The organism is Blastococcus sp. URHD0036 (assembly GCF_000701365.1).
Taxonomy (GTDB): Bacteria; Actinomycetota; Actinomycetes; order Mycobacteriales; family Geodermatophilaceae; genus Trujillonella.
The window spans coordinates 128,468-142,177 of the sequence record NZ_JNIK01000015.1; the positions used below are offsets into that span (position 1 = coordinate 128,468).

Below are 13,710 nucleotides of genomic sequence, written 5' to 3' on the forward strand. Positions count from 1 at the left end.
GCCGCGCTAGGCGCCGGACCTCTCGCGGTCCCCGGGCGGCGTCCGCGCGACCAGTCGCTCGAGCAGCCGGCGCAGGGTCGCGCGCTCGTCGTCGTCGAGCACGGCGAGGAGCTCGGCCTCCCCGGCGACGGCGGCCGCGATGCTGGCCGCGGCCAGCCGCCGGCCCTCCGCGGTCAGGTGGTTGCGCAGGATCCGGCCGTGGGCGGGGTCGGGCCGTCGCTCGACCAGCCCGCGCCGTTCGAGGGTCTCCAGCACCAGCGAGCTGGCCTGCGGGCTGATCAGCGACGACCGCGCCAGCTCCGCGCCCGACAGGCCGGGCTGCTCGGCCAGCCGGTTCAGCACGCCCACCTGCGCCGCGGTCACCCCGTGGGAGCGCACGGCGTCGTCCACCCACCGGCGGCCGGACCGGTGCGCCTGGATGAGCAGCCACAGCACGTTGTCGCTGGTGTCCACCGGCCGATTCTCGGCCACGCGCCGGGCACGGCAGCGGGCACGGTTCCCGGGCGCACGGTGCGTCCGGTCTCGGGAAGGGGAGCGGGATGGTCGAGAAGGTCGTCGACGACGTCGGGGCGGTCTTGGAGCAGCACTCCGGGCTCGCCCGGCGGGTGCTCGAGTACAGCCTGACGATGAAGCGCCTCGTGGACGCGGCCAAGGCGCCGGGGGCCACGGTGGACGACTGGGCGCCGCTGGCGGACATGGTCGCGGTGGACGACTTCGAGCGGGTCGGCAACTTCCTGGAGGTGATGCGCTGGCCCGAGTACGTCCAGTTCCTGGCGCGGTGGGCCAGCAGCGCGCAGTGGGAGTGCTCCTTCAGGCGGGTGACCGAGCACGACGGCGTCGTCTTCCTCGAGCTGGAGGAGCGCAGTGGCGCAGGCGAGGGCAGGACGGCGGTGAACTCCGTCTCGGTCTACGAGTTCGACGCCGCCGGGAAGATCCGGCACCTGGACATCTACCTGCAGATGCCGATGCCCCGTGGGGCGATGCCCGCGGCCTACGAGTAGGGGCCGGCCGGTCGAGGGGTGGACAGCGCGGCGACCGCGGCGCGGTGCTCCGGGGTCTCCACCAGCCGGACGTGCCAGTCCACCTCGGCGTCGGCGCACGAGGCCAGGTCCTGGGTCGACGCCCGGGCCACGTTGTCCTTCACCGCACGCAGGGCCAGGGGAGAGGTCTCCGCCAGCGTGCGGGCCACCGCGGCACCGCGGGCGGGGAGCTCGCCGTCCGGGACCACCCCGGTCAGCAGGCCCTCCGCGCGGGCCGCCTCCGCGGTCAGCGCCGCCGAGGTGAACAGCAGCTCCGTGGCGCGGGCCGGGCCCACCAGGCGGGTCAGCAGCCAGGTGCACCCGAAGTCGCCGGCGAGGCCGGCTCGGACGAAACCGGTGCGGAGCACCGCGGACTCCGCCGCCCAGCGGAGGTCGCAGGCGAGCGCGAGGGCCAGGCCGGCGCCGACCGCCGGACCGTTCACCAGGGCGAGCGTGGGCTTGGCGAACTGCGCGAGCCGGACGGTGGTCGCCCGCTGGGCGGCCGCGTGCCGGGTGCGCCGCGCCTCGACGTCGTCCGCCGGGCCGAAGATGCTCTCGCCGCGGGCCATCACCTTGACGTCCCCGCCGGCGCAGAAGCCCGCGCCCGCACCGGTGACGACGACGACCCGGACCCGCTCGTCGTCCTCGGCCGCGGCGAGCAGCTCGCCGAGGGCGTCGAGGAGGGGCATCGAGTAGGCGTTCCGGGCGGCGGGCCGGTTGAGCGTCACCGTCAGGACGCCCCGGTCGAGGGTCGCCAGCAGCTCGTCGGTACCGGTGTCCAGATCCTGCGGGCCGTCTGCCACGGTGGCGTCCTCTCGTCCGGTTCCCACGCGACGATTGGCGACGTCGACGTCGACGTCAGGTTAGAGTCGCTGGACGAGGCAGGGCAACGACGAGGGGAGCCCCATGTCGGACGGGTCCGCGGGCGCACAGCAGGCTCCGCTCACCGGCCTCACCGTCGTCTCCTTCGAGCAGGCGGTGTCGGCGCCGTACTGCACGCGGCTGCTGGGCGACCTCGGCGCCCGGGTCGTCAAGGTCGAGCGGCCCGGCAGCGGTGACTTCGCCCGGGGCTACGACGACGTGGCCGCGGGCATGGGCACGCACTTCGCCTGGCTGAACCGCAACAAGGAGTCCCTCGGGCTCGACGTGAAGGAGCCGCTCGCGCGGGCGGCGCTGGACCGGCTGCTCGACCGCGCCGACGTCGTCGTCCAGAACCTCGCCCCCGGCGCCGCGCGCCGGCTGGGCCTGGACGCCGCGAGCCTGGTGGCCGCCCGTCCGCGGCTGATCGCCCTCGACCTGTCCGGCTACGGCACCGGCGGACCGCTGGACCACCGGCGGGCCTACGACCTGCTCGTCCAGGCCGAGGCCGGTGGCTGTGCCACCACCGGCGAGCCCGGCCGGCCGGCCAAGCCGGGGCCACCGGTGGCCGACGTCGGCAGCGGGCTCGAGGCGGCCGTCGCCGTCCTCGCCGCGCTGGTGCGTCGCGGGGTCACCGGCGCCGGCGCGGCGATCGAGGTCAGCATGTTCGACACGGTCGCCGACTTCCTCGGGTTCGCGCTGCTGCACGCCCGCTACTCCGGCCAGGAGCGGCCGCCGATCGGGATGAGCTCCCCGGTGGTCTCGCCCTACGGCGCCTACCGGACGCGCGACGGCCGGGTCGCCGTCCTCGGCACGACGAACGACGCGGAGTGGCAGCGGCTGGCCCTGCAGATCATCGAGCGCCCGGACCTGGCCGCCGACCCCGCCCTGGCCACGAACGCCCAGCGCTGCGAGCAGCGCGACCGCATCGACGCGGCGATCGGGGAGTGGGCCGGTCAGGTCGACCTGGCCGAGGTGCTGCGCCGGGCGGACGCGGCCGCCATCGGCAACGCCGTCTACAACGAGGTGCTCGACGTCGTGGAGCACCCGCAGCTCACCGCCCGCGGGCGGTGGCAGGAGGTCGGGAGCCCGGTCGGGCCGGTCGCGTCGCTGCTGCCGCCGTGGACCAGCGACTCGTGGACGACGCCGCTCGGGCCCATCCCGGCGGTGGGGGAGCACACCCGGGCGATCCTCACCGAGCTCGGCCTGCCGCCGGCGGACGTGGACGCCCTGTGCGGGAACGCCGTTCCCGCACCATGACGAGGAGGAGCGCCGTGCAGATCGCCGGAGTGGAGCCGATCCCCGCCGAGGTGCGGCAGCGCTACGTCGACGAGGGGCTCTGGGGCGGCCAGGGGCTGCGCGACGGCCTGGAGGCGGCCGCGGCCCGGGATCCGCAGCGGGTGGCGGTCGGCGACGGGACGACGACGTGGACCTACGCGGAGCTCGTCGCGGCGGTCGACGGCGCGGTCGGCTGCCTGGGCGGGCACGGTTGCGGGCCGGGCACCGCGGTCCTCGTGATCGCCCCGCTCGTCGCCCCCGCGGTCGCGGTCTACCACGCGGTCCTGCGCTGCGGCGGCGTCGCGGTGATGGTCGACCGGCGGTGCGGTCGGGCCGACGTGGTCAACGCCCTCGAGGCGACCGCGGCGGAGCTGGTCGTGACCACCCCCGACCTGGCGGAGGCGCTCGGCGTCGGGGAGCTCGACGTCCCGATCGTCTCCTTCGACCACGTCCTGGAGTGCACGACGCCGTCGACCGGCTGGGTCGAGCGCGACCCCGCGCTGCCGGCCGCGATCGTGTTCACCTCGGGGACGACGAGCCGGCCGAAGGGCGTCGTGCACAGCCTCGACACCCTCCGCGCGGGCGCCCGCAACATGGCCGAGATCATGGAGGTGACCGAGCGCGACACCGCGTTCCTCTCCACCCCGCTGGCCAGCATCACCGGGCTGCTGCAGACCCACCTCACCACCGAGCGCGGCGCCGGCCTGCTCCTGGAGGACCGCTTCGCCGCCGCCTCCTCGCTGGCCCGGCTGTGGGCGGAGGGGGCCACGATCCTGGGCGGCGCCCCGGTGATCATCGAGGAGCTGTTCACGCAGGCCGAGCGCGAGGACCTGCACGAGGTGCCGCTGCGGACGATGGCGCTGGGCGGCGCGATGATCCCGCGGGACGTCCTGGAGCTCGCCGTCGAGCGGTACGGCATCCGGCCGGTGCGCGCCTACGGGTCCTCGGAGGTCCCGATGTCGACCGGCACGCTGCCCTCCGACGAGGGGGAGGGGCGGATCGCCGACGACGGCGCCTGCGCCCGGGGCACCGAGGTGCGCATCCTCGGTGAGCAGCCCGGCGAGCTGCTGCTGCGCGGGCCCATGCGGATGCTCGGCTACCTCGACGAGGGCGACAACGCCGAGGCCTTCACCACCGGCGGCTGGTACCGCACCGGCGACCTCGGTCGCTTCGCGGACGGCCGGCTCACCGTGACCGGGCGGCTCAAGGAGATCGTCTCCCGCAAGGGGCTCAAGATCTCGCTGACCGAGATCGACGACGTCGCCCGCCGCCTGCCCGGCGCCGAGGAGGTCGCCGCGTTCGGCGTGCCGGACCCGGAGACGGGGGAGCGGCTGGCGCTCGCCGTGGTCACCGCCGATCCCGACGCGGTCACCTTCGACGGCGTCACCGGATGGCTGCTCGACGCCGGCCTGGCCAAGTGGAAGCTGCCCGAGCAGGTCGTCGTCCGGGGCCGGCCGCTGCCGCGCACGGAGAGCGGCAAGGTGCAGCGCCGGCTGCTGGCGGACGGCACCGAGGGCCGGACGCTGCTGGCCCCGCGGCTGAGCTGACCCCCCTCACGGTGAGAGTGAGATGACGCAGCCCCAGCGCCGCGCCGCTGGGGCGCCGGGGACAGCACTCCGCTGTCAGCGGGGGTCTCGCCACATCGGGGTCATGGGCGGGCAGCCGGGCGGCACGTCGAGGGTGCCCTGTGCGACGAAGCCGTGGCGCCGGTACAGCGGGAGGTTCCGCTCGCAGGTCGACTCGAGGTAGGCGGGGACCTGCTCGGCGTCGCAGCGGCTGAGAACCGCTTGCAGGAGGGCGCTGCCGAGTCCTTCCCCCTGCCGCGGCGGCAGCGTGCCGGCGTAGTACAGGTACCAGTGCGGCGGCAGCTCGCGGTGGTGGGCGAACATGGCCGCCCGCAACCGCTGGAAGACGCGCATCCGGCGGCCGCCGATCCTCAACCAGGCCGGCGTCTCGCGGAGGTCGTCCCAGGGGGTCGGCCTCCAGTGTCCGGGCGGGAACCAGACCGCGGCGGCGTCCCCGTCGGCCATGGTCCACAGGCCACCGTGGGCGAGGCTGCGCGCGCTGTCGACGGCGAAGACCCGGCGCCTGCGCTCGTCGCGTGAGCGCACACCTGGGGGCAACAGGTGGCAGAACACCGGGTCGTCGGCGAAAGCAGCCGCCAGGGTCCGGGACAGCCGGTCGACGTCCGCGGCCGTGGCGGGACGGACGGAGGGCCGGCCGTGTTCGGTCATGCCGGGAGCGTCCTCGCTGACCGGCCACTGCGGCAGGGATCTCGCCCCGCCATCGTCAGCCGGGACATCCGGCCGCGATCACACCTGCACCGTGAGGGGGGCTGACGCTCAGGTGCGCTGGGACTCCGGCGGGCGCTCCTGCAGCAGCCCGTCGTGGTCCATGAACCGCACCGTGCGGCTGAGGAAGAGCCAGCGACCGTCGACGAGGGCGACCTCGTCGTCGTAGATGGTCAGGCGACGCTCCGCGCCGTCGGCGGGGAGGAAGACGAGCTGGGAGCGGACCGTCGCGCCGTCGGCCGAGGGCGTCACCAGGCTGCGCCCGGTGAGGTGCTGGCCCTTCGGGGCGGTGGTGAACATCCGGCGCAGCTTCTCGCCGGTGAACACGCGACCGTAGGTCCGGAACTCGGCGCCCTCGGCGAACAGCGCGAGCGCCCCGTCGACGTCGTCGACGTCCAGCGTCAGGACGTAGGCCGACAGCAGGTCCTCGATGTCCTGGCGGTCCTCGGCGCTCAGCCGGCGGCCGTCAGCCACGGGACCGGGCCCGCATCGCCGCAAGCGTCTGCTGGAAGGCCGGCTCGTCGAAGGACGCGGTCTCGACCGCCAGCACGTCGTCCAGCGCGGCCTCGATCCGGGCGACGAGGGGCTGGTTGAGCACGCGGCGGGTCTCGCGCAGCGACTGCGGCGGCAGTCCCGCCAGTCGCGCGGCGAGCGCCCGCGCCTCGGCCACCACGTCGCCCTTCGGCACGACCCGGTTGGCCAGGCCGTACTCCAGCGCCTGGGCGGCGGGCAGGCGGCCGCCGAGCAGCAGCCACTCCTTGGTCCGCTGCAGGCCCATGTTGAGCGGCCAGGTGAGGATGCCGCCGTCGCCGGCCACCAGGCCCAGGGCGACGTGCGGGTCGGCGAAGTAGGCGTCGTCGGCCATGACGACGAGGTCGGCCAGCGAGGCCAGGCTGCAGCCGAGGCCGACGGCGGGGCCGTTCACCGCGGCGACGACGGGATGCGGGAAGCCGACCATCGCGCGGACGAGGTCGCCGCCCTCTGCCATCACCCGGGCGCGCAGCGTCGTGTCGTCGGCCAGCCGCTGGAGGAAGGCGAGGTCGCCGCCGGCCGAGAAGGCGGTGCCCGCCCCGGTGAGGACGACCGCGCGCAGCCCCGGCTGCTCGGCGAGCTCGGCCCACACGCCGGTGACGGCGGCGTGCAGCTCCTCGTCCGCGGCGTTGAGGGCGGCCGGGCGGTTCAGCGTGACGACGGCGACGCCGTCGGCGTCGGGGGCCTCGGTCAAGACGGTCTCGCTCGGCGGCACCGGAGCTCCAGGGGTCGAAATATTGGTCGACGTCGACTTTAGCCGAAGGAGCCCGGGTGGGAGACCGGCTATGCGGCCCCGGCGGCCTTGCGGGCCTTGCGGGGGCGGTTCTCCTTGAGCCCGAGGGAGTTCGCCCACAGCAGGGTCAGCTGATCGACCGCGGTGTCCAGGTCGAGCTCGCGGTGGGCGAAGAAGAGGGTCTCGGCGAAGCGGGCCACCATGCCGCCCAGCGCCTGTGCCGCGTAGCGGGTGTCGATGCGCTCGTCGGCCAGCCCCTCGGACTGCAGGCGGGCGATGGCGGCCTCCAGGCGCGCGGCCAGCTCGTCGTCGCGCTCGGTGCGCACCCGGCGGACGTCCTCGTCGTAGCGGCTCACCTCCTCGATGACCCGCATGATGGCGGCCTCCTCGCGGTATGCCGTGAGGTAGGACCGGTTGGCCGCGCGGATGCGGTCGATCGGCCCGGTCGCGCGCTCCTCGTCGGTCTCGTCCGTGGACAGCAGCCGGACCTCGACCTCCGCGGCGATCTCGCGGAACAGCGACTCCTTGGAGTCGAAGTAGTGGTAGAAGGACCCGTGGCTGACCTCGGCCTCGGCGGCGATGTCGGAGATGCGGGCCTGCAGGAAGCCGTCGCGCTCGAACACCCGCTTGCCGGCGTCGATGAGCCGTGCTCGGGTGCGCCGGCCCTTGGCCGAGCGGGGCTCGGACTCCATCGACGACACCTTCCCTCGCAGCGCCCGTCGGGCGGCCGCACCGGTTCTGCGGCCTCTCGTGATCAGCTGAGCATAGGTGAGCAGCAGTGGCCGGCCCGGGCGCGCGCCGGCCGCGTCCCCTCGACGGGTGAGGTCCGACGGCGGCCCGGTCAGGGGCCCGCGGCCCCGTCCGCGAGGGTGAACAGCTCCGGGACGACGCCCTCGGTCCGGGCCTGGCGGCCGATCGCCACGACCAGGTCGGCGGAGGACCCGGCCAGCTGGTCCAGTGCCATTCCCCGCTGGTGCGGCCGGTTCAGGGAGTGCTCCCAGGTGAAGCTGATCGCGCCGGTCACCTGGATGGCGGTCTGCGCGACGGCGTGGAAGACCCGCCCGGCCATCGCCTTCACCGCGCGCGCGAGCTGCGGGTCCACCGGGCCGTTCGCCGAGCGGGCCACGGCGATGTCGAGGAGGCACGCGAGCTGGTGGCGTTCGGTCGCGGCCCAGGCCAGCAGGTGCTGCATGGCCTGGAAGCTGCTCAGCGTCCGCCCGAACTGCGCGCGCTGCCCGGCGTAGCCGGCAGCGTCCTGCAGCAGCCGGTCGGTCAGGCCCAGCAGCTCGGCGGCGGCGCCGAGCTGGGTGCGGACGACGATCCCCTCGCGGAGCGCCCCCGCCTCCTCCTCGGCGACGACCACCCGGCACTCGGCGCCGTCGACGTCGAGCACGGTGAGGTAGTCGTCGGCGACCGGCGCGGGCGGCGTCCGCCGGGCCGCGGAGGGGTCGCCGATCGCGACGAGGCCGGCGCCGGGACGGTCCACGACGACCCGGTCCTCCGGCGTCATGCCGGGCACCGCCACCAGCGACGAGCGGCCGACCGGGGCGCCGAACAGCGGGGCCCCGCCGTCCGGAGCGAGGGGGTCGACGCCGATGCCGGCCAGCGCCAGCAGGCCCAGGGCCGGGGTGGAGACGCAGGAGGAGCCCTGGGCCTCGAGGAACGCATACGCCGGGCGCAGGTCCCCGGCTCCGTCGGCGTAGACGTCGGTGAACCCGAACGCGTCCAGTGCCTTCGCCCCGGAATGGCGGCCCAGGATGGCGGCGGCGGCGTCCCGGAAGCCGAGGTACTCGGCCGGGCGCAGCGACGCGTCAGCCATCCCGCAGCCCCAGGACGTGCCGCGCGACGGTGGTGAGCTGCATCTGCTGGCTGCCTCCGTAGATCGTGACGATGCGGGAGAAGAGGTACTCCTGCTGTTGCAGGACCTCCGCCGGCGAGTCGGCGGGCAGCGCGACGCGCACGCCGTCGACCTCCCGGAGCAGGTCGAACAGCGACTGCTCGGTGCGCGTCATCAGCAGCTTGTTGAACGCCGCCTCGGGGCCCAGCTCCGCGCCGTCGGCAGCACGGCTGAGCAGCCGCGCCGCGGCGGCGCGGACGCCGGCGAGCTGGAGGACGACGGCCCCCAGTTGCCGGTCGGAGTCCTCGGCCATCACCTCGGTGCCGGCGGTCAGCCAGTGCCGGAAGGCGCAGTGGCGCAGCCACGACAGCGTCCCGCGCTCCCGGGCGAGCAGGTACAGGGCGACGTTCCAGCCGCCGCCGACCTCGCCCACGAGCTGGGCCGCCGGGACGCGGACGTCGGTGAAGTGCACCTGGGCCAGCTCGTCGGTCCCGTTGGCCTGCCGGATCGGATGCACCTCGACGCCGGGGGAGGAGAGGTCGATCGCGATCATCGTGAGCCCCCGGTGCCGCTCCTCGGCGGTGCCGGTGCGCACGAGCGCGAGGCACCAGTGCGCCCACTTCGACCACGTGGTCCAGATCTTCCCGCCGTTGACCACGAAGTCGTCGCCGTCGCGCACCGCGCGGGTGCGCAGCGACGCGAGGTCCGAACCGGCCTCGGGCTCGGAGAAGCCTTGCGACCAGGAGCGGGAACCGTCGAGGAAGGACGGGACGACGGACCGCACGAACTCCGTTTCCGCGAAGCGCACCAGCGTGGGAGCGATGATCTCGAGGTGCTCGAACACCGTCGGGCCGGACCAGCCCGCGCGGAACAGCTCCTCGGTCACGACGGAGCGGTGCAGGATCGAGCCACCCAGCCCGCCGGCCTCCTCCGGCCAGCCGGCGAGGCCCCATCCGTGCTCGCAGAGCAGCCGCCGGAGGGCGCGGGCGTTGTCCACCCGCAGGTCGTAGTCGCTGTGCTCGGCCAGGAGCGGCGCCACGACGGCCGACTCCTCCGTCAGCCAGTCGCGGAACCGGGCCGCGAAGCCGGCGAGGTCCCCGTCCTGCGACAGGTCCCCTGGTCCTCGTGCGGCCACGCAGCCCTCCTTCGGACACCACCAATCGATATTGACGTCAGTGTAGGATTTTGCTGACCGCCAGGACAAGCACGACGTCGAGAGTGGAGGCGCGGTGGCCGGCGAACCGATCGCTGAGGGACTGTTCACCTGGCCCAGCGACCAGCCCCGGCTCATCGGGGGGCGGTGCGGCGAGTGCGACGCGGTCAGCTTCCCCCGGCGGCACGGGTGCCCCCGGTGCGGCGCGGTCGCGGTGACCGAGGAGCTGCTCGGGCGCGAGGGGACTCTGTGGACCTGGACGTCCCAGGGCTTCGCCCCGAAGGAGCCGTTCAACGGCAACGTGACGGTCGGGGCGCAGCACGCGCCGTGGTTCGTCGGGCTGGTGGAGATCCCCGGTGAGCTGCGGATCGAGGCGCTGCTGGTCGGCGTGACGCCCGAGACCATCGAGATCGGCATGCCCGTGCACCTGGTGGTGGTGCCCTGGCGGGTGGACGACGAGGGGCGCGAGACCGTCACCTTCGCGTTCGCGCCGGGCGCGGCCGGGCAGGCGGCCCACGACGGTGGAGGGGTGGCAGCAGGTGTCTGACGTCGCGATCATCGGGGTGGGTCTGCACCCCTTCGGCCGGTATCCCGGCAAGTCCGCGCTGACCATGGGCGCCGAGGCGGCCCGGCTGGCGCTCGCCGACGCGGGCCTCGCGTGGCCCGACGTCGACTTCGCCGTCGGCGGCAGCTTCGAGGTGGACCAGCCCGACGCGGTGGTGGCCGAGCTCGGCATGACGGGGCTGCCGTTCACCAACGTCTACAACGGCTGCGCGACCGCGGGCAGTGCCCTCGCTCTCGCCGCCCAGCAGATCCGGCTGGGGGAGCACCGGATCGGTCTGGTGCTGGGCCTGGACAAGCACGAAGGCGGGGCGTTCACCGCCGACCCGACGGCCTACGCCTGCCCGGCCTGGTACGGCGAGATGGGCCTGTTCCTGACGACGAAGTTCTTCGGGATGAAGATCAACCGCTACATGCACGACCACGGGATCACGCAGCAGACGCTGGCCCGGGTCGCCGCCAAGGCCTACGCCAACGGGGCCGTCAACCCCACCGCGTTCCGGCGCACGGCGCTCAGCGAGGAGGAGATCCTCTCCTCCCGGATGCTGAACTTCCCGCTCACCCAGTACATGTTCTGCTCGCCGGACGAGGGAGCGGCCGCCGTGGTCGTCTGCGACGCCGACATCGCCCGCCGGTACACCGACACCCCGGTCTACCTCCGCAGCGTGGTGACCCGCACGCGGCGGTACGGCGCGTTCGAGGTGCACACCCCGTCCGCCGCGCTGGAGCACGTGCCCGCGCCCACCGTCGAGGCGGCCCGGGCGGCCTACGAGGCGGCCGGCATCGGTCCCGAGGACGTCCAGATCGCGCAGCTGCAGGACACCGACGCGGGCAACGAGGTCATGCACATGGCCGAGGTCGGACTGTGCGCCGACGGCGAGCAGAACGAGCTGATCGCGGCCGGGGCGACGACGATCACCGGCTCCCTCCCGGTGAACACCGACGGTGGGCTGATCGCGAACGGCGAACCGGTGGGGGCCTCGGGGCTCCGCCAGGTGCACGAGCTGGTGACGCAGATGCGGGGCCGGGCCGGCGACCGGCAGGTGCCGTCGGTGCCCCGGGTCGGGCTGGCCCAGCTGTACGGCGCGCCGGGGGTCGCCGCCGTCTCGATCCTGACGACCTGAGCGCCCCGGGGCCGGGACCCCCCGGGCCCTTGACGCCGTCGAGGGCACGCACCTATTTTCGACGTCGACGTCAGTATGGGAGGCCGGGGACATGGTTGCCGAGCACGACTCGCGGCGGGCCGGGATCGCCGGCAGATCGCTCGACCCCCGCCGGACCGGGCTGTGGGGCGGCTTCCTGGACGACCTGCCGGTCGCCGAGGCCGTCCAGATGGTCCGCGACTTCGAGGCCGCGGGGGTCGGCACCCTCTTCCTCCCCGAGTTCCGGGGCGCCGACCCCTTCGTCCGGTCGGCGCTGTACCTCTCCGCGACGACGGACCTCCGCATCTCCCTCGGGGTGGCGACCATCTACGCCCGCGACCCCGAGGCCATGGTGGCCGCGTCGTCGACCCTCGAGGACGCCTTCCCCGGCCGCTTCGTCCTCGGCATGGGCGTGAGTCACCGCGCCCTGGTCGAGGCGCGCGGACACGTCTTCGGGCCACCGCTGAAGACGATGCGCGACTACCTCGCGGCCATGGACGCGACGGCCAAGGGGCGGAAGCTCCCGCCCCGCATCCTCGCCGCGCTCGGCCCGAAGATGACCGAACTGGCCGCGGAGGCCGCCGACGGGGTGCACACCTACTTCTGCCCGGTCGAGCACACCGCGCGCTCGCGCGAGCTGCTCGGCCCGGATCGCTGGCTGGCCCCCGCGCTGATGGTGCCCGTGGCGCCGGAGAACGGGCAGGCGCTCCAGGAGTACATGCGCTTCTGCCTCGGGCTGCCCAACTACACGAGCAACCTCGAGCGCTTCGGGTACACCGAGGAGGACTTCCGCACGGCCAGCGACCGCCTCGTCGACGCCCTCGTCGCGCCGGCCGACCCGCAGGGGCTCAGCGCGCGCATCGATGCCCACCTCGACGCGGGAGCCGACCTCGTCGTGCTGCAGCTCGTCCCGCCGCCGTCCGCGTCAATCGTCCGCGACCGGGTGATGAGCGGGCTGCTGGACTCCGGTGGCCGTCCGGAGGACCGATGACCGACACGCCCCCGGGGCCGCGGATCGTGCAGCGGGGCCTGTGGTTCGAGGAGTTCGAGGTCGGCACGGTGTACGAGCACCGGCCGGGGCGGACCGTGACCGAGGCGGACAACGTCTTCTTCACGACGCTGACGATGAACACCCAGGCCCTGCACCTGGACGCCGCGGCCAGCGCGGAGCGGCCGCCGTTCCACCAGCGCCTCGTCAACTCGATGTTCACGCTCTCCACGCTGGTCGGCCTGTCGGTCGCCCAGCTCACCCAGGGCACCATCGTGGCCAACCTCGGGTTCTCGGAGGTGGCCTTCCCGAAGCCGGTGTTCCACGGCGACACGTTGTACGCCGAGACGCTGGTGACCGACACGCGGCTGTCGGCCAGCCGCCCGGGGGAGGGCGTGGTGTCGCTCCGGCACACCGCCCGCAACCAGGACGGCGAGATCGTGGCGGTCGCCGTCCGCCAGACCCTGGTCCGGACGGCGCCGCAGTGACGTGGCGACCCGGCCCCGCGTGGTTGTTCTGCCCCGCCGACCGCCCCGACCGCTGGGCCAAGGCGGCGGCCGTGGCCGACGTGGTGATCGTCGACCTCGAGGACGCCGTCGCCCCGGCGGGCAAGGCGGCCGCCCGTGACGCCGTGCGCGCCGGCGGGTTCGACCCCGAGCGCACCGTCCTGCGGATCAACGCTGCCGGGACGCCCGACCACGACGCCGATCTGGCGCTGCTGGCCGGCACGCCCCTGCGGCGGGTGATGCTGGCCAAGGCCGAGGACCCCGCCGCCCTCGCCGCCCTCGACGCGTTCGAGGTCCTCGCGCTGGTGGAGTCACCGCTGGGCGTGGAGCGGGTGGGCGAGCTGGCCGCGGTCGCGCACGTCGTCGGCGTCATGTGGGGGGCCGACGACCTGGTCGCGGGGCTGGGCGGGCTGAGCAGCCGGCATGCCGACGGCAGGTACCGGGACGTCGCCCGCCATGCCCGGAGCCGGGCGCTGGTGGCGGCCAAGGCGCACGGCCGGCTCGCGATCGACGCGGTCCACATGGACATCGCGGACGTCGAGGGACTGCGCGCCGAGTGCGAGGACGCCGTCGCCGTCGGCTTCGACGCGACCGTGGCCATCCACCCGAGCCAGGTCGAGGTCATCCGCGGCGCCTACCGGCCCGATGACGAGCGGGTCGCCTGGGCGGGCCGGCTGCTCGAGGCCGTCGGGGACGACCGTGGGGTCACCACCTTCGAGGGCCGCATGGTGGACGGCCCGATCTTCCGTCAGGCCGAGCGCGTGCTGCGGCTGGCCGGCCGGTGACCGCCGGGGCGGGGCTCGGCCGCCAGGA

At 74.5% G+C, this 13,710-nt stretch carries 16 protein-coding genes; 8 read left to right on the plus strand and 8 right to left on the minus strand.

Features of this window, described 5'->3' with window-relative positions:
- Nucleotides 1-6: 6 nt before the first annotated feature.
- The gene (locus N555_RS0114840; protein ID WP_029432283.1) at nt 7-453 is read right to left on the minus strand and encodes a MarR family winged helix-turn-helix transcriptional regulator; all 447 of its coding nucleotides are present in this window, start codon (nt 451-453) and stop codon (nt 7-9) included.
- An 86-nt stretch (nt 454-539) separates the two neighbouring features.
- Here N555_RS0114840 and N555_RS0114845 point away from each other — a divergent pair, with 86 nt between their 5' ends.
- Nucleotides 540-1,001 (plus strand): hypothetical protein, encoded by a 462-nt coding sequence (locus N555_RS0114845; RefSeq protein WP_029432284.1) that lies wholly within the window; start codon nt 540-542, stop codon nt 999-1,001.
- On the opposite strand, the gene N555_RS0114850 is transcribed toward N555_RS0114845, so the two are convergent.
- On the minus strand, nt 992-1,822 hold the full coding sequence (locus tag N555_RS0114850; protein WP_029432285.1) for an enoyl-CoA hydratase-related protein: 831 nt from the start codon (nt 1,820-1,822) through the stop codon (nt 992-994). The genes N555_RS0114845 and N555_RS0114850 overlap by 10 nt on opposite strands.
- Nucleotides 1,823-1,925: 103 nt before the next feature.
- On the opposite strand from N555_RS0114850, the gene N555_RS0114855 reads away from it, so the two are divergent.
- Together N555_RS0114855 and N555_RS0114860 are read left to right on the plus strand one after the other, a co-directional pair.
- Nucleotides 1,926-3,137 (plus strand): CaiB/BaiF CoA transferase family protein, encoded by a 1,212-nt coding sequence (locus N555_RS0114855; RefSeq protein ID WP_029432286.1) that lies wholly within the window; start codon nt 1,926-1,928, stop codon nt 3,135-3,137.
- A 14-nt stretch (nt 3,138-3,151) separates the two neighbouring features.
- Nucleotides 3,152-4,702: a class I adenylate-forming enzyme family protein gene (locus N555_RS0114860; RefSeq protein ID WP_051684099.1), complete on the plus strand. Its 1,551-nt coding sequence runs from the start codon at nt 3,152-3,154 to the stop codon at nt 4,700-4,702.
- A 75-nt stretch (nt 4,703-4,777) separates the two neighbouring features.
- Here the strand turns inward: N555_RS0114860 and N555_RS0114865 are convergent, their stop codons facing one another.
- From N555_RS0114865 to N555_RS0114890, 6 genes are all read right to left on the minus strand, one after another.
- Nucleotides 4,778-5,389, minus strand: coding sequence for a GNAT family N-acetyltransferase (locus N555_RS0114865; protein ID WP_029432288.1), 612 nt, complete (start codon nt 5,387-5,389; stop codon nt 4,778-4,780).
- 108 nt (nt 5,390-5,497) lie between these two features.
- On the minus strand, nt 5,498-5,920 hold the full coding sequence (locus tag N555_RS0114870; RefSeq protein ID WP_051684100.1) for a nuclear transport factor 2 family protein: 423 nt from the start codon (nt 5,918-5,920) through the stop codon (nt 5,498-5,500).
- Nucleotides 5,913-6,671 carry an enoyl-CoA hydratase/isomerase family protein gene (locus N555_RS0114875; RefSeq protein WP_029432290.1) on the minus strand — a complete coding sequence of 253 codons (759 nt, stop codon included), beginning with the start codon at nt 6,669-6,671 and terminating at the stop codon, nt 5,913-5,915. Before N555_RS0114875 ends, N555_RS0114870 begins: the two co-directional genes overlap by 8 nt.
- Before the next feature lie 89 nt (nt 6,672-6,760).
- The gene (locus N555_RS0114880) at nt 6,761-7,402 is read right to left on the minus strand and encodes a TetR/AcrR family transcriptional regulator (protein ID WP_029432291.1); all 642 of its coding nucleotides are present in this window, start codon (nt 7,400-7,402) and stop codon (nt 6,761-6,763) included.
- 149 nt (nt 7,403-7,551) lie between these two features.
- Nucleotides 7,552-8,529, minus strand: coding sequence for an acyl-CoA dehydrogenase family protein (locus N555_RS26940; RefSeq protein WP_051684102.1), 978 nt, complete (start codon nt 8,527-8,529; stop codon nt 7,552-7,554).
- Entirely contained in the window at nt 8,522-9,682 is a 1,161-nt protein-coding gene (locus N555_RS0114890) for an acyl-CoA dehydrogenase family protein (protein ID WP_051684103.1), read from the minus strand. Before N555_RS0114890 ends, N555_RS26940 begins: the two co-directional genes overlap by 8 nt.
- A 94-nt stretch (nt 9,683-9,776) precedes the next feature.
- Here N555_RS0114890 and N555_RS0114895 point away from each other — a divergent pair, with 94 nt between their 5' ends.
- The 5 genes from N555_RS0114895 to N555_RS0114915 all read left to right on the plus strand — a co-directional run bounded on the left by N555_RS0114895 (nt 9,777) and on the right by N555_RS0114915 (nt 13,682).
- A complete protein-coding gene (locus N555_RS0114895; protein WP_051684104.1) occupies nt 9,777-10,247 on the plus strand; it encodes a Zn-ribbon domain-containing OB-fold protein in 471 nt (156 codons plus the stop codon).
- On the plus strand, nt 10,240-11,385 hold the full coding sequence (locus N555_RS0114900; RefSeq protein WP_029432295.1) for a thiolase family protein: 1,146 nt from the start codon (nt 10,240-10,242) through the stop codon (nt 11,383-11,385). The genes N555_RS0114895 and N555_RS0114900 overlap by 8 nt, the downstream gene beginning before the upstream one ends.
- A 91-nt stretch (nt 11,386-11,476) precedes the next feature.
- A complete protein-coding gene (locus N555_RS0114905) occupies nt 11,477-12,394 on the plus strand; it encodes a TIGR03620 family F420-dependent LLM class oxidoreductase (RefSeq protein ID WP_081866248.1) in 918 nt (305 codons plus the stop codon).
- Nucleotides 12,391-12,879 (plus strand): MaoC family dehydratase, encoded by a 489-nt coding sequence (locus N555_RS0114910; protein WP_029432297.1) that lies wholly within the window; start codon nt 12,391-12,393, stop codon nt 12,877-12,879. Before N555_RS0114905 ends, N555_RS0114910 begins: the two co-directional genes overlap by 4 nt.
- Entirely contained in the window at nt 12,876-13,682 is an 807-nt protein-coding gene (locus N555_RS0114915; protein ID WP_029432298.1) for an HpcH/HpaI aldolase/citrate lyase family protein, read from the plus strand. Before N555_RS0114910 ends, N555_RS0114915 begins: the two co-directional genes overlap by 4 nt.
- The last annotated feature ends 28 nt before the right edge of the window (nt 13,683-13,710 follow it).